The organism is Pontibacter harenae, assembly GCF_020907245.1.
GTDB classification, from domain to species: Bacteria; Bacteroidota; Bacteroidia; order Cytophagales; family Hymenobacteraceae; genus Pontibacter; species Pontibacter harenae.
The window spans coordinates 63015-82979 of the sequence record NZ_JAJJWH010000017.1 but is presented as its reverse complement, the minus strand read 5'-3'; the positions used below and the strand labels follow the sequence as shown (position 1 = coordinate 82979).

Here is a 19965-nt window from a genome sequence, read left to right as displayed (position 1 = left end):
AGAGAAAGATGAAATTTATAAAAAATAAAGCTTTTATAGGAACAGCCTTAATGCTAGCGCTGTCCATGTCGTCCTGCGAGGATATTCTGGAAGAGCAGCCCCGCGCTACTTATACACCCGAATTCTTCCAAACTGAGAGAGGTATACAAGGTGGATTAACGTCTATGTACGCTCACCTGCGCTACATATATGGTCAAGCCTACTACTATAACACCACCGAAACAGGTACCGATGAAGTAACATACGCGCAGAGTGCGGACCAGAATTTTCTTGTCATGGATCTTTCTGGCCAAGGAGAAATCACTTCTACAGACAGCCGTGCCGATGTGTTGTGGGAGGCTGCATTCTCTAACATCAACACCGCCAACGGTGTTATTGAAAATGCAGCCGCAGTAGGAACTATATCGGATGCGCTGGTTGCCGAAGCCAGGTTCTTCCGCGCGTTCGACTACTTCAAACTGGTGCAAACGTTTGGTGGGGTACCTTTGGACTTGGGCGCAGGGGAACTGAAGTTTAACACGACTCCTTCCAGAACCTCTGTCCGCAACACGGTGCCAGAGGTTTATACCAGAGCTATAATCCCAGATCTGCTGCGGGCGGTAGAAGATTTGCCAGTAAATCCTCGTGTAACCGGGGGCGTAACACAAACGCTAGCACGTCTTTATCTGGCAAAAGCTTACCTGACGTATGGCTGGTGGCTGGAGAACCCAAACAACATTCCTACTTATCCGGAAACTTCCCGAACCGATCCTGACGGGCATAATGCACAGTGGTATTATCAGCAGGCATACGATGTAGCTTTAATGGGTATTGATAACCCAGGCCCATACGCTTTACAGCAAACATATTATGATGTTAACCTAGGTTCGAACGACCGCAACAGTGAAATCATGTTGTACGCCGACCATACGGAGACAAGCGAGTTTTACAACGCATCTAGCCTTACCTGGAGCAATGGTAACGCCCCGGAAAACTTTGCTGGCTGGATGATGACGTGGAACTATACGAACATCAGAAGCTCTCTTAATCCAGGCTGGACTAATCCTATAAGTTCTGTTCAGCGTGAAGCATCACAGGACTTAGGACGCCCTTGGACACGTATGGCTCCTACAATCGGAGCAATTACAAATACTTTTGCTGATAAAACGAACGACTCCCGCTACGACGGCACGTTTACAACTGTTTACCGTGGCAACTGGCCTAAAGGAGGTGTTGATGCAGAGGTTGTATATAATGCAAACGGTTTACCTGTTTCACCAGGAGGGGCAATATTAACGTTCCTGGACGAAGAACCAGTCACACCAATTAACTACCCTAGCGGAGCAGGTAAAAGTAACATAGGTGCGGGAGAACTGCCTGGAAGAGCTGATTTTGTGATATCGCCGCGAGGCATAAGCAGAATTGTATATCCTGGACTTTGGAAGCTTGGTCCTTACCGCACCGATAATGGCAGCGGGTTAGGACAGCCAAATGCCGCCAGTACACGCCCTTTCAACATTGCAAAGTTTTCTGAATTCTATTTTATAGCCGCCGAGGCAGCCGTGAAAGGAGCAACAGGAAGCAGAAGCGCCAGAGAACTGATCAATGTAATTCGTGCACGTGCAGGCAGATGGCGTTGGGACAACAACGGAAATACAACCAGAATAGAGGACAACAGCGCAGAAATGATCGCTGCTACACCAGCCACGATAGACATCAATTATATCCTGGCGGAACGCTCACGCGAATATTATGGCGAAGGTTACCGCTGGTTTGATTTGACTCGTACGCAAAAATGGGAAGAGCTTGCGGGCACGTACCAAATTGCAGGACTCTCCTACGGAGACCATACGCCTCAAACGGTAACACGCAATATTCAACCATATCATTATCTGCGCCCTATTCCACAAGGTCAGATAGATGCGATGGAAGGCGCTACGCAAGATTATCAAAACCCAGGATATAATTAATCTGGTGAATTATAACTAAGAAGACTGGTTGCCCATATGGAGCGGCCAGTCTTCTTAGTTATAATAAATTTGCACCCAGTGTAGCTCTTCAAAATTTTAAAAAGAATAAGAGCTAATCGATAACAATCAATCAGAATGGCACCCTCACATGCGCCTTTTTGATTATATTTCAAACTCATTCGCTAAAATCCATAAGAAGACCACAACTTCTTTGTAACAAGAAGTTAAACTATAAAAAGCATCATATGTCATCACTACTACAAAGTTGGAGATGGTACGGCTCTAACGACCCTGTTTCGCTACAGGATGTGAAGCAGGCTGGAGCCACAGGTATTGTTTCTGCACTTCATCATATTCCGCACGGAGAGGTTTGGCCTTTAGCCGATATACAGCAACGAAAAAGCGAAATAGAAGCTGCTGGCTTAACATGGGCTGTGGTAGAGAGTGTGCCCGTGCACGAGGCCATCAAAACCAGGAATGCCGATTGCGAAAAGTACCTGGATAACTACCGTCAGTCGTTACGCAACCTTGCTGCCTGCGGCCTTACCACCGTGTGCTACAACTTTATGCCCGTGTTGGACTGGACCCGCACTAACATTGCTTTAGAGCTATGGAACGGAGCCAAAGCCTTATACTTTAACTGGGCTGACCTGGCGGTGTTCGACATGTTCATACTTAAAAGAGAAGGTGCCGAAAGAGATTATGCTGAAGAAGTAGTAGCCAAGGCCAAAGAACGATATGCCGCTTTTTCTGCAGAAGATTTAAAAGCGCTCAGCGACATTATATTGATGGGTGTGCCTACCGAGGGAAGTATAACCGTAGAGCAACTGCTGGCAAGTATAGAAATTTACAAAAGCATTGGCCACGAAGGGTTGCGTCAGAACCTGACGTACTTCCTGTCCTCCATCATGGATGTGTGCGAGGAAACAGGCATCAATATGACCATCCATCCAGATGATCCTCCTTACGCTATACTTGGTCTGCCGCGTGTGGCGAGTTCTAAAGAAGATCTGCTATACATTATAGAGCAGGTGGACCGCGCCCCGAACGGCATTTGCTTCTGCACAGGTTCTTTAGGAGCAGGTAGTCATAATAATCCTGTTGACATTCTGAAGGCCGTAGGGCACAGGGTATACTTTGCGCACCTGCGCAACGTGCTGAAAGATGCCGAGGGTAATTTTTACGAGTCTGACCATTTAACGGGAGATGTGGATATGTACGGGGTGATGAAGGAGCTTATTGCCATCAACAGCAAACGAGAGCAACCGATTCCTTTCCGACCAGACCACGGCCACCAGATGCTGGACGACTTGCAAAAGGTAACTAACCCTGGCTATTCTGCCATCGGAAGGCTGCGCGGCTTGGCAGAGTTGCGCGGCTTGGAAATGGGTATAGCACGATCTGTGGCCTCTAAAGATTAATTTTATGATTGATGATACCTTATCAAAAGGAGCTTCAAAGCAGAAATATCAGAAGGCGGGTAGTTTTATGTCTGATGATTTTCTGCTGCAGTCGGAGGCGGCCAGGCAACTGTACCACGATTATGCAAAGGAGCTTCCTATTATAGATTACCATTGCCATTTGTCGCCTGAGGCTATCGCTAAAAACGAGAACTATGCCAACATGAGCAGCATCTGGTTGGCAGGCGATCATTACAAATGGCGTGCACAGCGGACGCTAGGGATTGAAGAAAAGTATATCACTGGCGATGCCACCGATGAGCAGAAGTTCCTGAAGTGGGCGGAGGCTGTTCCTTATACTTTGCGTAATCCGCTTTACCACTGGACGCACATGGAGCTGAAAAACCCCTTTGGTGTAACCGAATTGCTATCTGGCGAGAATGCGCAGGAGGTTTACCAGCATTGCAATTCGCTGCTGCAAACACCCGAATTTACACCGCGCGGCTTGTTAAACCATTTTGGTGTAGAAATGGTGGGTACGACAGATGATCCAACCGACGATCTGCGTTACCACCAGCAGATAGCAGCCTCTGGTTTCAAGGTGAAGATTCTACCTTCTTTCAGACCAGATAAAGCTTTAGGTTTGGCAGGAGGATCAGTCTATAGAAACTACCTTCAGAAGCTCTCGGAAGTAAGTGGTGTTACTATCACCAATATAGATACATTGCTGGAGGCACTGCAGAACCGAGTAGATTATTTCCACGAAAATGGCTGCCGTTTATCTGATCATGGCTTAAGTTATTTGCCATTTGTGCAGAAAAGCAGCGGTAAGTTGAGCGAAGCTTTCGCCGCTGTATTAGCTGGCGACGATCAGGAGGCGGCACAGTATGAGCAGGAGTTTTCGGCTTTGGTGCTGACGGAGCTTTGCAAGATGTACCACCAAAAAGGCTGGGTGCAGCAATTCCATTTGGGGGCTTTGCGCAATAACAACGCCCGTATGTTGCAGACCAATGGCCCTGATACGGGTTACGACTCCATCGGCGACTTTTCTCAGGCGGCCAACATGTCTGCCTTTTTCAATAACCTGGAGAAGGAAAACAGCCTGGCGAAAACTGTTATCTATAACCTGAATCCTGCTGACAATGCGGCCTTTGCGACCATGATCGGGAATTTCCAGAGCAGCGGCACTAAAGGCAAAATGCAGTTCGGTTCGGCTTGGTGGTTCCTGGATCAGCTGGAGGGAATGAAAGATCAGATGGACACGCTTTCGAGCATGGGGCTGATCAGCTGTTTCATAGGTATGCTAACCGACTCCCGCAGCTTCCTATCCTACTCCAGACACGAGTACTTCAGGCGTTTGCTTTGCAACATGTTTGGAGATGATATAGAGCGAGGCTTGCTACCTGCCGACATCCGCTGGATCGGAAAAATTGTACAGGACATCTGCTACTATAACGCCAAAAACTACTTTACTTTTTAATCTATAATTCCTGCTATGGACACACCCACTATGCAAGAGCGAGAGCCAACTACTGTAAAAGAAAAGATAGGGTCGTACCGTTGGACGATCTGTGCCCTGCTGTTCTTTGCCACCACCATCAACTACCTCGACAGGCAAATCATCGGCCTGCTGAAGCCAGCACTGGAGCAACAGTTCAACTGGACCGAAAGCGACTATGCCAGCATTGTAACAGCCTTTACAGCCTCTTATGCACTGGGTATGCTAATTTTCGGAAGGGTAATCGACAAAATCGGGACAAAGCTTGGCTACTCAATTTCTATTGTTGTATGGAGCGTGGCGGCTATGTTTCATGCTGTGGCCAGAACAACGTTTGGCTTTGGTGTGGCCAGGGCTGCTCTGGGATTGGGCGAATCAGGAAACTTTCCTGCTGCCATCAAAACTGTAGCAGAGTGGTTCCCGAAAAAAGAAAGGGCGCTGGCCACAGGTTTGTTTAACTCTGGTGCTAACGTTGGAGCTGTAGTAGCACCTATCCTGATCCCTTGGATGCTGGGGATTTATGGTTGGGAAGTCGCTTTTATAGCAACAGGAGCCATAGGTTTTGTCTGGCTTGCTTTCTGGTTGTTTTTATATGAAATTCCTGCCAAGCAAAAGCGACTGAAAAAGCCTGAGTTTGAGTACATCCACAGCGACAATGAATCTGCAGGCGAAGAAGCAGATAAAACACCTGTTAAGTGGGGCAAACTGCTGTTTGTAAGGCAAACATGGGTGTTCATCGTCGGTAAATTCTTCACCGATCCAATCTGGTATTTCTTTCTGTTTTGGTTGCCGTCCTACTTCAGCACAACCTTTAACCTCGACCTAAGTAAGCCAAGCCTGCCGCTGGTGATCGTTTATTCGGCCACAACGGTTGGAAGTATAGGTGGCGGTTATCTTTCCTCTTATTTCATCAGAAGAGGCTGGGCCGTGTACAAGGCACGTAAAACAGCGATGTTTATTATCGGCTTGCTGGTGGTACCTATTATGGCAGCACGCTACACTACCGATATTTGGATAGCTGTTGGCTTGATCAGTTTAGCGGCAGCGGCACACCAAGCCTGGAGCGCCAACATCTTTACCACAGTTTCTGATATGTTCCCGAAAAAAGCAGTGAGTTCTGTAGTGGGTATAGGCGGTATGGCAGGCTCAGTGGGCGGCGCACTTTTTCCAATTTTTATCGGTTTTATACTGGATTATTATACCAGGATGGGCAACATCATTGCAGGCTATAACATTCTATTTACTATTTGTGGTAGCGCTTACCTATTAGCTTGGGTAATCATGCACTTCCTGTCTCCGAAAATGAAGCAGGTACAATTGTAGTCATAAAAGATAATTACATATACATATAGTTTCAGCAGCCGTTGTTGTGTGTTCTCACCAATAACCAAATGAACAGTTAAAATAGTAACAGCATTTTTTCGCTTGCTGTAGAAAACACAGACAAGGCACGGACTTTGATTTTAGATAGGCCTTATCTTTTTACCATACGGGAGCAGCATGATAAGCCTCTCCTGCTAATTTTTTATACGATGAAACAAGCAATTGTTCCTTATACTTTACCCAGACTATATGCTTTGCTACTGGCTGTAGCTGTAGTTATGCTGGCTGGTGCAAAACCTGCCTCCGCTTCTACTGGCGATGCACCCTATATTTCCTCCCAAAAAGGAAATGGAAACTTCGGCCTTTCAGTTGCTGGTAAATCTGCGCCGCTTTACGTGAGCGCAGAAGATTATCCTGGAGTGATGCGAGTGGCCAAGCACCTGCAGGCCGATATCGAGCGTGTAACAAAGGCTACACCTGAACTTTTAACTTCTGCTCCCAAAGGAAAAGAAGTTGTGTTGATTGGTACGCTGGGCAAAAGCCCTCTGATCGATCAATTGGTAAGAGATAAAAAACTAGATGCCGCAGGTATAGCTGGTCGATGGGAAACATCACTGATTCAGGTGGTAGAGAATCCGATGCCAGGTATAGACCGTGCCTTGGTAATTGCTGGCAGCGATAAGCGTGGCACCATTTACGGCATGTACGATGTGTCTTCACAAATTGGCGTTTCGCCATGGTATTGGTGGGCTGATGTGCCTGTGCGCCAGCAACAGCAATTGTACGTGCTGCCAGGACGACACACACAAGGCGAGCCAGCGGTGAAATACCGAGGCATTTTCATCAACGACGAAGCACCTGCTTTGGCAGGTTGGGCTGGCGAAAAGTTCGGCGGTTTCAACCATCAGTTCTACGATAAAGTGTTCGAGCTTATCCTTCGCATGAAAGGTAACTATTTGTGGCCAGCCATGTGGGGCAGGGCTTTTTACGTGGATGATCCTATAAACCCGAAGCTAGCCGATGAATATGGTGTGGTGATTGGAACATCGCACCACGAGCCACTGATGCGCGCTCACGCAGAGTGGGAACGTTTTGGAGAAGGAGCTTGGAACTACGATACAAACAAAGAGAACCTACAGCAGTTCTGGCGCAAAGGTATTGAGCGCATGGGCACGAACGAAAGCATCGTAACCATTGGTATGCGTGGCGACGGTGATGAACCGATGAGCGAGGAAAGCAACATCGCGCTGCTGGAAAAGATAGTAGATGACCAGCGCAAAATTATAGCCGACGTTACAGGCAAAGCACCGTCTGAAACACCACAAATGTGGGCCTTGTACAAAGAAGTGCAGGAGTATTACGACAAAGGCATGCGCGTGCCAGACGACGTAACGCTGTTACTTTGCGACGATAACTGGGGCAACATCCGTAAACTGCCAAAGCCAGGCGAGAAGCAGCATGCAGGCGGCTACGGCATCTACTATCACTACGACTATGTAGGCGGCCCTAGAAACTATAAATGGATAAACACAAACCCAATCCCAAGAATTTGGGAGCAGATGCACCTGGCCTATGAGCACGGTGCAGACCGTGTATGGATTGTGAACGTGGGCGATATTAAGCCAATGGAGTTTCCGACGGAATTCTTCCTAGACTACGCTTGGGCACCTGATAAATGGCCAGCAGAACGCTTGGAAGAATATACACGCCTGTGGGTAGCACAGCAGTTTGGAAACCAGTATGCAGCACCTATCGCCGATATGCTGGCAAAGTACGCCAAGTATAACAGCCGCCGTAAACCAGAGTTGCTGGCACCCGATACCTACAGCCTTACCAACTACAGAGAGGCCGACCGTATCGTAGCAGAATACAATCAGTTAGCCAACAATGCAGAGCAGCTTTACAATACGTTGCCAACTGAGTATAAAGATGCTTACTACCAACTGATCCTGCACCCAATAAAAGCCAGTGCTAACCTAAACGAGCTGCACATTACGGTAGGCAAGAACCGCTGGTATACAAAGCAAGGCCGAGCAGAGGCAAATGAAATGGCAGCCAAAGTAAAAGAGCTTTTCGAGAAAGATGCTGAGCTAACGCGCTATTATAACCAAGAAATGGCAGGCGGAAAATGGAACCACATGATGGACCAGACACACATCAGCTATACTTACTGGCAGCAACCTGAAAAGGACGTAATGCCAGAAGTAAGCCAGGTAAACCTACCTGCAGGCGCAGACATGGGTGTAGCTATAGACGGTTGTGCCAACTGGTGGCCGATGGAGAAAAGCGAAGCCGTGTTGCCAACACTTACACCTTTCGGGCAAGAAGCTTTTTACATTGATGTTTTCAACCGTGGACAGGCTGCTTTTGACTATAAAGTAGAGACAATAGCCAAATGGCTGAAAGTAACACCACAACAAGGTAAAGTAGATAAAGGCCAGCGGCTGTGGGTAAGTGTAAATTGGAAAAAAGCACCAAGAGGGCAGCAGCGTGCACCAATAACTATAACAGGCCCGAACGGAAGTAAAGTAGTAGTGCAGGCAAGTATAAATAACCCTTCAGGTACAAAGGTGGGCAAAGTGAAAGGCTTTGTAGAGAGCAACGGTTATGTGGCTATGGATGCGGCGCATTATTCTAATGCCGTAGAAACAGGAAATATAGAATGGCAGTTGCTTCCAGACCTAGGCCGCACAGGTTCAGCCATGACACCAATGCCTGTTACAGCAGAGAGCCAGAAGCCAGGAGGCAACAGCCCACACCTGGAGTACCGCATGAATCTGCTCAGTAGTGGAGAGGTGACTGTGCAAGTGCATCTGTCGCCGACGCTGAACTTCCATAGTACCCAAGGCCTTCGCTATGCCGTTTCCATAGACGATGCACCACCGCAAATTGTGAACATGCACGTCAATGAAGATCAAAAACAGTGGGAGCAATGGGTGGCCAACAATATCAACATTACCGTATCGAAACACCAGGTAGAGAAGCCTGGGGAGCACGTACTAAAGTTCTGGATGGTTGACCCAGGCGTAGTACTGCAGAAGGTTGTGGTTGATACTGGTGGCTTAGAACCAAGCTATTTAGGACCGCAAGAAAGCTACTATAAACCTGAGAAGGAAAGCAAGAAGACAGCAGTAAAGCAGTAGAGATTATAATTAGCAGAACAAAACTGCGTTTCAAACTACTCTTTTTAGAACGTAAGCAAGTGCTAAGGAAGAAGTGAATGTAGCACTTAATGCGAGAGTTATCTTCTGATGAGGCGGGTGTAGGTGAATCTAGAGATTCACCTACACCCGCCTCTCATTTTTCCCCTCATGCTGTTACGAATTGACAGATTCGTAACAGCATGAGGGGAAAAATGAGTAAGACCTAGAGATTCGGGTAAGGAAATGTTTTACGTGTTTTGGCAAACGCACTAGCTAACGTAGCAGCGGTTGTGGGGCTCTCCGAACCCGTGTACGTGTAGTCTGTAACTACAAATTATCTGCAGGTTACGAGTCTGGAGATTTGCAGCAATGTAACCTCAGTTCATCAAATACTTTTGCTTATCGTTTTTGCTGCTAACACTATTCAAGCACCTGTGTCTAAATGCCCTATGCTAGAAGTAGCCTTGTCCCCACTGATGTTTATGTTCACGCAGACATGAAAGCCCACCATAGAATTACCTACGGCTAAGGATATTTGAATCAGCTAAAGAGAGAAGCAGCAAATACACAACTATAGCAACAAACTAAGCCAAACAAAAAGCCCTGCATCTGTTAAAGATGCAGGGCTTTTTCTATAGCCTTAAACGGTAGGCTTATGCTTTGGCTTTAGCTTGCTTTTCTGGTGCAAGTCCAGCTTTTTTTCTCCACAGCTGTTCCATTTCTTCAAGCGATCTGTTTTTGGTTTCTGGAATCATTTTCCATACAAACAAAAAGGATATAACGCTCATCACACCATAGAAGCCATAGGTGAAAGCACCGCTGAATTCCATCATGGAAGGATAGGTGGCAGATATAAAGAAGTTAGCAGCCCATTGTGCTGCCACGGCCACAGCCACAGCTTTGCCTCTGATCTTATTCGGGAAAATTTCAGAAATCAGTACCCAGCAAATTGGTCCCCACGACATCATAAACGATGCTGTGTAAAGGATGATAAAGACAAGGGTGCTGATGCCGATAATCTCGAAATAAGAAAGACCAGCAATAGCAAACATGCCGATAGCCATACCGATAGAGCCTACCATCAACAAAGGTTTTCTACCCCATTTGTCTACCGTAAGAATGGCTACAACCGTAAAGATAACGTTGATTATACCCATTACAACTGTTTGCAGCATAGAGGCATCTTTACCCGCTCCCATGCTTTCAAAAATTCTTGGGGCGTAGTAAAGTGCCACATTAATTCCCACAAACTGCTGGAAGACAGAAAGTAAAACACCTATAACAATAACTGTTTTTCCGTAAGAAAGCAACTTGCCTGAATGGTGTTCTACCGTGTTCTTTATGTCAGAGAAGATACTTTTGGCTCTGTTAGCTCCGTTAACTTTTGTCAGAATTTTTAGCGCCTCTTCATCTCTGTTAACCATGCTCAAGTATCTTGGCGATTCAGGAACAAAGAACAGAAGAATTCCAAATAAACCCGCTGGAATAGCCTCCGAAAGGAACATGCGTCTCCAGCCTTCTTCATTAATCCACTCAATAGGCTGTCCGTTGGAAATTCCCCAGTTCACAAAATAAACAACTAGCATACCGAAGATAATAGCAAACTGGTTTAAAGAAACCAATCGCCCACGCAAGTTAGCCGGAGCTATTTCTCCGATGTATACAGGGCAAACGGCAGAGGCCAAGCCTACGCCTATTCCGCCTATTATCCTGTAAAAGTTGAACATGTAAAGCAACTCTATGCTAGGTTCGCCTTTGGTAAAAAATAAAACTTCTGGATATCCTGACCCTAAAGCAGATAGGAAAAACAGAAATGCTGCAATTATCAAGGTCTTCTTCCGACCAATTCCTGATGCAAAAATGCCTGAAACTGCCCCACCAATGATACAGCCAATTAAGGCGCTGGAAATAGTGGCTCCGTGCACCCAGGTACTAAGCCCAAGGCTGTCTACCAGGTACATCTGCACCGATCTTTCCGCTCCCGAAATAACGGCTGTATCGTATCCAAATAACAAACCGCCCAACGTGGCGATCAACGTAATGCCAGCGATGTAAGGAATGTTCTGCCCCGCCGTTTCTTTTTCGTTTATCATCTTGATTAACAGGAAAAGGTAAATGTAAAGTTATAAAAAAATAAGGCCCTATACTTTATGCCGAAGTGTGTCCAGCGAAGGTATAGGGCCTTGATAAGTGCTTAGATATATCTGTTGATCAGGTTCTCTAGGTACTCTTGTCTGCCGCTCTGCAGGGTTGGTTCGCCATTCTCAACAGCGTAAGCTCTCAAGTCTTCCAATGACAGTTTACCTTCTTCGAACTCCTTGCCTTTGCCGCTATCGAAAGAAGCGTAACGGTCAGAACGGATTTTCTTGTATTCAGACTTCTGAAGGATGTTGTCTGCGATAACCAATGCTCTAGCGAATGTGTCAGCACCACCGATGTGCGCGTAGAACAAGTCAGCAGGATCAGTAGAGTTTCTTCTGATTTTCGCATCGAAGTTTACGCCACCGCCTTGTAGGCCGCCAGCTTCTAAGAATACCAGCATTGCCTCTGTTATTTCGTTTAGGTTGTTCGGGAACTGGTCAGTATCCCAGCCGTTCTGGTAGTCACCACGATTAGCGTCTATTGAACCCAACATGCCAGCGTCAGCGGCAACCTGTAGTTCGTGCTGGAAAGTATGGCCAGCTAGTGTTGCGTGGTTCACTTCTATGTTAATCTTGAAATCGTCTTGCAGTCCGAAATGGCGCAGGAAGCCGATTACAGTAGCTGAATCGTAGTCGTACTGGTGCTTAGTAGGTTCTGCTGGCTTGGGCTCGATGAAGAACGTGCCCTTGAAGCCTTGAGAACGTGCATAGTCTTTAGCTGTGTGCAGGAATCTAGCAAAGTGCTCTTGCTCACGCTTCATGTCTGTGTTCAGCAGTGTCATGTAACCTTCACGACCACCCCAGAATACATAGTTCTCGCCGTCTAGGGCGATAGTAGCATCCAAAGCTGCTTTTACCTGAGCGCCAGCATGTGATAACACATGGAAATCTGGGTTAGTAGAAGCACCATTCATGTAGCGGCTGTGTGAGAACACGTTGGCAGTACCCCAAAGTAATTTCACGCCACTTTCCTGCTGCTTTTGCTTAGCGTATTCTACTAATGCCTGCAGGCGTCTTTCGTTCTCTGCTATATCATTAGTATAATCCACCACGTCCACATCGTGGAAGCAGTAGTAAGGCATTCCTATTTTAGTGATGAATTCGAATGCCGCATCCATTTTGTCTTTAGCACGCTCGATAGCATCAGATTTTTCATCCCATGCGAAATTCAAAGTTGGTCCACCGAAAGGGTCAGAACCGTTTGCATTGAAAGAGTGCCAGTAAGCTACTGCAAAGCGCAGGTGCTCCTTCATTGTTTTGCCAGCAACTACTCTGTTTTCGTCGTACCAGCGGTAAGCGAATGGGTTATCAGACTCTGGGCCTTCGAACTTTATTTGTCCTATGCCTTTGAAAAACTCTTTGTCTCCTATTAATGGATTTGCCATAATTTTCTTAGTTTGGGTTATATGTATTAGAATTATTTATTCAGCTGTAACTCGAGTAACGCCTTCCATTCCTGGTAAGCAGACTCATATTGCTCCGTACCCGTTGGTTCTACCAATTTTACGGGTTGGAAATTGCTGAAAGCTTCCTCTGGCGAGGCAAATGCTTTAGCTCCTATGCCAGCACCAATGGCTGCACCTACGCTTCCGTCGTTTTCATACAGTTCTACAGGCACGTTGGTCGTATTCACAAAAGCTTCTGCAAACAACTCACTCAAGAACAAGTTGGCTTTACCTGCACGAATTACCTTCGGGTGCATGCCGTTCTCGCGCATAATATCTAAGCCATAGCGGAACGAGAAGGCGATGCCTTCCTGCACCGCACGCAGAATATGTGCTCTGGTGTGTAGGTTTAGGTCTATGTTGTGGAAGTGCGTACCAATGATCTTGTTATTAAGAATACGCTCTGCGCCGTTACCAAAAGGCAGCACACGGAGGCCTTCGCTGCCAACAGGTATCCTTTGGGCCTCAGCGTTCATTTCGTTGTAGCTAAGGTCGCTGCCAATGTTGTTCTTTGTCCAGCTGTTGAGTATACCTGTTCCGTTAATGCACAGCAATACACCTACACGTCTTTCGTCGGTGGCGTAGTTAACGTGGGCAAAGGTATTTACTCTAGACTGCGGGTCGTACACCAGTTGGTCGCTCACGCCGTAAATAACACCTGATGTACCTGCCGTAGCGGCTACTTCTCCTGGCTTCAGCACGTTCAGCGAAAGTGCGTTGTTCGGTTGGTCTCCTGCTTTATAAGTAACAGGTATGCCTGCTTTCAAAGACAAAGTTTCTGCTACAGAAGCTTTCAGTTCGCCATGTGAAGAAAACAAAGGATGTACTTCTGGTATAAGGCCTTTGTCGAAGCCGAAGTAGTTCATCACATCCTCCGACACCTGATCGTTCTGGAAATCCCAGAAAACACCTTCTGACAGTGCAGACGTACTGGTGGTAATGTCGCCTGTCAGTTTCATGGCAATGAAGTCACCAGGCAGCATGACACGGTCTATCTTGCTATAGGTCTCTGGCTCGTTTTCCTTTACCCAAGCCAGTTTAGAGGCGGTGAAGTTGCCTGGTGAATTCAGTAGTCGGGACAAGCTTTTCTCCTGTCCAATCACTTCAAATGCTTTGTTGCCATACTCCACAGCGCGGCTGTCGCACCAGATAATAGAGTCGCGGAGTACGTTCTGCTCTTTATCTACTGCCACCAAGCCGTGCATTTGGTAAGCTATACCTATAGCACCGATATCTTTTGGATCATACTTGCCTGTGGCGTTAGCTCTGGTAATAGCCTGCTGCGCATGTTCCCACCACATCTCAGGCGATTGCTCGGCCCAGCCTGGCTTAAGTGAATTTATTTTTGATTCTGTATCTGGGTATTGAGCAGATACTATACGTTTTTGTGTGGCTGCATCTACTACAGACACCTTTATAGAGGAGGTACCTACGTCTATTCCTAATAACAACATGCTTTTACAGCTTGTAAGTGTGGAGTTGAATTGTTTTATATGAACTTGTTAGGGTTTATGCCAACGTTGGCATAAATTTGTGAACATATTTTTTAATAAACAAGTGTTTACTTACTTAATGTTTTTTTAAAACTAATAAAAGGTATTTTATAGTTCCAGGTATCAGCCTATAGAGTATATTTAGAGTTATTATCAAGCCAGAGAAGTTGAAAAGAGTTACCATACATGATATTGCCAAAGAGCTGAACATTGCCTTTTCGACTGTAGCCCGGGCATTGAATGATCATCCTGCTATAAGTGAGGCAACCAAAAAAGCCGTTCGTGAAACAGCAAAAAGGCTGAACTACCGTCAGAATAAGCTTGCCTCTTCTCTTCGCTCTGGCCACACCAACACCATCGGCATTATGGTGCCCAGCCTGGATGTCAGCTTCTTTAGCTCTGTGGTGCATGGTATAGAGAAAATCATGAATGCAAACGGTTACAGCATTTTACTCTACCAATCGAACGAGCAGTATAAAAGTGAGAAAAACGGTATTGAGACATTTCTGAATTCCAGGGTAGCAGGCATTATTGCTTCTGTGGCCAAAGAGACAACCAAGTTTGATCACTTTTTAGAAATAAAAAAACGTAGCATCCCGCTCTTGTTCTTCGACCGTGCAGTAGATGAACTTAAAGTGCCTTCCGTTACCACCGATGACTATAAAGGAGGTTTTATAGCGACAGAACACCTTATAAAGCAAGGCTACAAACGCATCGTCCACATTACCTCTGGCAAAAACATCGGCATCTTTAACGAGCGCCTCAGGGGGTATATAGATGCGCTTAAGCTCTATAATATACCAGTAGATGAAAGCCTGATATTAAATGGCGATTTTTCTCTGGAGTTCGGAAGGCAATGCATAGTAGACCTGCGCCAACTTCAGATAAAGTATGATGCTGTGTTTGCCCTGGAAGATTACACCGCCATGGGGGTACTGCAGCAATTACTAACTTATAAGGTACGTGTGCCAGACGAAGTAGGGGTGATAGGGTTTGCCAATGAAGCATTCACGGCGTTAGTTACCCCTGGCTTGTCTACCATAGACCAACAGACAACACAAATGGGAGAATCCTCTGCAGAGCTGTTTTTAGAAATGCTTAAGTCAGAAGACCTCTACAACAATCTCCCTGAGCGGGTTGTGCTGGACCCTCATCTGATCGTAAGGTCGTCTTCGCAGCGCTTAAGTGCTTTTTAAAGTGTAGCTACGAAAGAAGAGCTGCAAACGGAGAAGTGCTACAGGGCTTTATTTTATATGAGATAGGGAACCTTACCGCTTGTTAAACATATACTTATAGTTGAAGGGGTGTCTGTTCTATGGCCAAAGCCATAGGGGCATCAGGTCACAAAAGTATAAAAGCATGCTTCCCGACGATTACGCAGATATTGTTATTTACAACAGAAATTTTGAGCTGCACAAAGGAGGAAAAGTAGTAGCAAAACCTTTTACTTATACTGTTGCGCAGCTAGAGCAGGAGTTGCGCTTGTCGCCCTGTAGCGGACAGAGGCTGACGTCGGATGCACAGGTTGAGAACGCTCTTATGCCGCCGCTTGTAATCAGCTTTTATGAGTTTGTTTTCGAGCATAGCACGCTACCTACCGATAAAGAGCTGGTGCAGTATTACATTGCCTATTACTATAAACCAGTTTCTCAAAATCCGTCTTTAGTAAAAATAAAACCTGCTTATGCAGCTTGCGGAAGCTCTAGAGAGTTATCTGTTGTGGGGGTAAAGAACAGGCTTTTGCGCATGTACCCATCCCTGGTGCGGGACTTGCACTTTATGATGCTTTGCCATGAGTCTGGTAGCTTCTCAGATGTATATTATTCAGTTAAGCAGGATTATGCACTTGGCTACGATTTGGTTGTGAAGCGGAACAATGTAAAGGTATATGTAAGGCTGATGGTAGAAACAAAAAGGAGCCAGGAGTACAACAGTAAAAAGTTTACCAGGCATGATATGAGCCAGAAAAACATTTTTGAGCTTAAAATTAGGCTTTCGCCTGAAAGAAAATTAGGCGAGTTCTTTCTATATAACAAACAGGACCTGCTTAAGTTAGTCCAACACATTGATGCCAACGCTGCCCCTGCACAACCTGGTACAGTTTAAACTGCAGTGCTTAGTCGCATTTAAAACAGAGATTACAGTTGCACCGTGCCTAACATCTATATTTTACTGCTGAAAGATAAAAAAGGAGGAGTAGTTCTGCTGCAAGCAACCTGTCGTGCAGGTATAGCCTGTATTTAATCTTTATTTAACGTGATAGGGTGCAGGAGTAAAAGGTTTTGAAGTGTACCTTTGCTGCCTTTAAAAATACACCTTTCATGAAAAAATCTTTACTATTCCTGTGCTGGGTCTTGCTTTCGTTGCAAGTGACCTGGGCGCAGACTGCACCTCCTTCTAATCTTGATAATGCTGATTTGAGAGCCTGGCTATGGCAAAACTGGTACGAAGGCAAACGTCAGGTGCTGGATTATAGCACAGCACGCGGTAAAATGTACAACTACATAGATAACTACAATAACAAGGTTACGTGTGTGTACTCAGGCTACCAAGAAGATAAACCTTACAGCGAGACAAGCACCTCTACCAGTGTAGGCATCATTAATTGTGAGCACACAGTGCCACAGTCGTGGTTCGATCAGGCCGAGCGTATGCGTACAGACATTCACCACCTCTTTCCCACACACACCACGTGGAACGCCGATCGCGGCAGCGATCCATTTGCGGAGATTCCAGATCATCAGACTGTAAAGTGGATTCGTGGTGCTGATTGGCAAAGCGCGATACCAGCCAGCAATATTGACGAATATAGCGAAGACACGAACAGCCAGTTTGAACCACGCGAGGACCATAAAGGTAACTTGGCTCGTTCGATATTTTATTTTTATACCATGCACGAAGGCCAAAGTTTTGATGCGGGTAAAGGAAACATATCAGCGGTTGCAGACATAAACACACTTTACCAGTGGCACCAGCAAGACCCTGTAGATGAGCGTGAGCGTGAACGTAACGACCGCATTCAGGTAGCACAAGGCAACAGAAACCCCTACATCGATTACCCTGACCTGGTAGCGAAGGCATGGAACTTAACACCTGCAAACTGCTCTCCAGCCGCACAGCTTACAGGCCTGACCATAACAGAAGAGACTACTTCTTCTTTAAAAGTATCCTGGACGAATGGTAGCGGTAACGCACGCTTGGTTGTAGTGAGGGAAGGTACAGCCGTAGAGCTAAACCCCACGGGAACTTACACTGGCGTTAGCAGCAACTACAGTACGGCTACAAACCAGGGCAACGGTGAGCGTATTGTACACAGTGGAGGTGGCAACAGCGTAACTATAACAGGTCTGGATGCTAACAAAACATATCATATCAAAGCATTTGAGTTCTGTACCAATGGTCCCGACTATAACACAGCAAATGCTCCCACCGCAACAGGTACTACGCCAGATTATACGTGCTCTGGAACACCAACTGCCGTGGCAGATCTTAGTACATCGGATATCACCCAAACAGGTTTTAACCTGAGCTGGAATAACGGAAGTGGCGACGGCAGAATCGTGGTTATCCGTAAAGATGCGGCAGTATCTTTTGTACCAACCGATGGCACGGTTTACGAAGGAGCAAACGCTAATTTTGCTTTGGCAGCAGCGTTAACCGACGGAAGTAAATTGGTGTACAGCGGCAATGGCAGCAATGTGCAGGTTAGCGGCTTAGCGCCAGGCACTACATATTATGTGCAGGTATTTGAGAGCTGCACAAACGGGAATGTATATCATACCAGCGCAGCGCCTGTTGCTACAGTAACTACTGAGGCCATGCCCTCTGCTGGCAACGCTATCGTGCTGCAGGATTTTAATGGCACAGCATCTGAAGGCTGGGAAGTAACGTCTGGTTTCAGCGCTTCGGCTGTAAATACAGGTTATCCTGATGGGCAGCGCGTAAGAAGCGGCTCTAGCTTTCAGGTAAGCGGTTCTACTAAAACAATAGAGTTTACTTCTGTAGATGTGTCGGCCTTTACCGATGTGTATGTAGAGTTATATAATGCCGCCATCTCGGTTACAGCAGGCAACGGCATGGAAAGTAGCGATGCTTTTGATGTGTATGTGGCGATAAACGGAGCAGAATTCAGTACAGTTCCAGATATAAAATTGACAGGTGATGCTACCGATAACAACGTGCGCTATGGCATGAACGGTACGTTAACTGTTGCTACTGTGGCTGGTGCACCTGTTACCAAAAATTTTATTAAAGCGGATGGAGAAACGGGTGACTTACCGCTAGAAAAAGCGCCATCAAAGTTGAAGGTAGCTTTGCCAGCGGGCGCAACGTCTGTAAAGCTGAAGTTAGTTATAAAAGCCAACGCTAACAACGAAGTCTGGACGGTGGATGATGTGGGGCTGTACGGAGTTTCTTCTGCTACAGCTTCTGACTGCGATGATAACCCGATTGAGGATCATGCCGGTGAAGACAAAACTGTATGTGTAGGAACTTCTGTTGCGATAGGCGCTGCTGCTGAGGCTGGTTATACGTATAGCTGGGCTCCTGCCACAGGGCTTTCCGATGCCTCTGCCGCAAACCCAAGCTTAACAGTTACGGCAGCGGGTTCTTATACTTATACTGTAACAGCTACAAACGGCACTTGTGAATTCCAGGATGAAGTAACGGTGGTAGGGCAGAACGCTCCAGCTAAACCAACCATCACACAAACAGGGAACCAACTTACAGCCAATATAAGCGGTGCTAGCTACGAGTGGCAACTGAACGGACAGGCTTTACCCAACACCTCTACGCAAACAATAACGGTAGCCGAAGCAGGTGAGTATAGGGTACGTGTAGCAAATGAGCAGAACTGCCAGTCAGATTTTTCAGAGCCTCTGCAGGTAACGCTTCAGCCAACAGCTGTATCTGACGAGTTAGTGGCTAAAGGCTTTAAACTGTACCCAAACCCAAGCAACGGAAAACTAAGGATTGCCTCTGCGGAAGCTTTAAGAAAAGTGCGTGTGGTTCTTTACAATGGCATGGGGCAAGTGGTTTATCAGAGTAGCTTTGAGGTAGTGCAAGCACAGCAGGAGCTAGATTTAGCACATTTGCCAGCAGGCATATACTTTGTAAAAGTGCTTACGTCAGATTCTTCGAGCACTATAAAATGGATACTTGCTAAGTAAAAGTTGGTTATTACACTATCAAAATACCAGTTTCATACTTGCGTTCTCATGAAGCACAACGAATAGGAGAGCATTAGAACAGAAACAAGTAAAAATTGAAATAAAAGGAAAGGTCCTGCCGAACACGGCAGGACCTTTCCTTTTTTAAATGGGTTGCTAGCAGAGAGAATAAATTTGCTTTGAGTGTAGTGTAAGTATACTTATGTATAGTTTTTTGTCGTTTCTCTTAATGGAGTTAATGTTTTGGTTGATAAATGTTTAGGAGATGCATAAACTAATGTGTCTGCACATTTATATAGAGATATAGCATTATTTGCAAAGAAAGTTGAGTTATGTTAAATCCAATTCAGGCGATATAACGTTATAAATGCGCAAAGCCTAGATTCACCCTTAAATTTTGGCAAG

General features: G+C 46.1%; 11 protein-coding genes. 8 read left to right on the top strand and 3 right to left on the bottom strand.

Annotation, left to right across the window (positions count from 1 at the left end):
* The first annotated feature begins 8 nt into the window (after positions 1-8).
* The 5 genes from LN893_RS10930 (at position 9) to LN893_RS10910 (ending at position 9313) form a co-directional block, all read left to right on the top strand.
* Positions 9-1949 carry a RagB/SusD family nutrient uptake outer membrane protein gene (locus LN893_RS10930; protein WP_229969872.1) on the top strand — a complete coding sequence of 647 codons (1941 nt, stop codon included), beginning with the start codon at positions 9-11 and terminating at the stop codon, positions 1947-1949.
* 245 nt (positions 1950-2194) lie between these two features.
* Positions 2195-3370, top strand: a complete 1176-nt coding sequence (gene uxuA / locus LN893_RS10925; protein WP_229969871.1) for a mannonate dehydratase — start codon at positions 2195-2197, stop codon at positions 3368-3370.
* A 4-nt stretch (positions 3371-3374) separates the two neighbouring features.
* Positions 3375-4829, top strand: a complete 1455-nt coding sequence (gene uxaC / locus LN893_RS10920; protein WP_229969870.1) for a glucuronate isomerase — start codon at positions 3375-3377, stop codon at positions 4827-4829.
* A 15-nt stretch (positions 4830-4844) separates the two neighbouring features.
* The gene (locus LN893_RS10915) at positions 4845-6170 is read left to right on the top strand and encodes an MFS transporter (RefSeq protein WP_229969869.1); all 1326 of its coding nucleotides are present in this window, start codon (positions 4845-4847) and stop codon (positions 6168-6170) included.
* 209 nt (positions 6171-6379) lie between these two features.
* A complete protein-coding gene (locus LN893_RS10910) occupies positions 6380-9313 on the top strand; it encodes a glycosyl hydrolase 115 family protein (protein ID WP_229969868.1) in 2934 nt (977 codons plus the stop codon).
* Positions 9314-9966: 653 nt separating this feature from the next.
* Here the strand turns inward: LN893_RS10910 and xylE are convergent.
* From xylE to LN893_RS10895, 3 genes are all read right to left on the bottom strand, one after another.
* Positions 9967-11406, bottom strand: coding sequence for a D-xylose transporter XylE (gene xylE / locus LN893_RS10905; RefSeq protein ID WP_229969866.1), 1440 nt, complete (start codon positions 11404-11406; stop codon positions 9967-9969).
* Positions 11407-11507: 101 nt separating this feature from the next.
* Positions 11508-12839, bottom strand: coding sequence for a xylose isomerase (gene xylA / locus LN893_RS10900; protein WP_229969865.1), 1332 nt, complete (start codon positions 12837-12839; stop codon positions 11508-11510).
* 32 nt (positions 12840-12871) lie between these two features.
* Positions 12872-14353, bottom strand: a complete 1482-nt coding sequence (locus tag LN893_RS10895) for a xylulokinase (protein ID WP_229969864.1) — start codon at positions 14351-14353, stop codon at positions 12872-12874.
* A 206-nt stretch (positions 14354-14559) separates the two neighbouring features.
* Between LN893_RS10895 and LN893_RS10890 the strand changes: the two genes are divergently transcribed.
* The 3 genes from LN893_RS10890 (at position 14560) to LN893_RS10880 (ending at position 19560) form a co-directional block, all read left to right on the top strand.
* Positions 14560-15588 (top strand): LacI family DNA-binding transcriptional regulator, encoded by a 1029-nt coding sequence (locus LN893_RS10890; protein WP_229969863.1) that lies wholly within the window; start codon positions 14560-14562, stop codon positions 15586-15588.
* 163 nt (positions 15589-15751) lie between these two features.
* The gene (locus LN893_RS10885) at positions 15752-16498 is read left to right on the top strand and encodes a hypothetical protein (RefSeq protein WP_229969861.1); all 747 of its coding nucleotides are present in this window, start codon (positions 15752-15754) and stop codon (positions 16496-16498) included.
* A gap of 215 nt (positions 16499-16713) precedes the next feature.
* Positions 16714-19560 carry an endonuclease gene (locus LN893_RS10880; RefSeq protein WP_229969859.1) on the top strand — a complete coding sequence of 949 codons (2847 nt, stop codon included), beginning with the start codon at positions 16714-16716 and terminating at the stop codon, positions 19558-19560.
* Positions 19561-19965 lie beyond the last annotated feature (405 nt).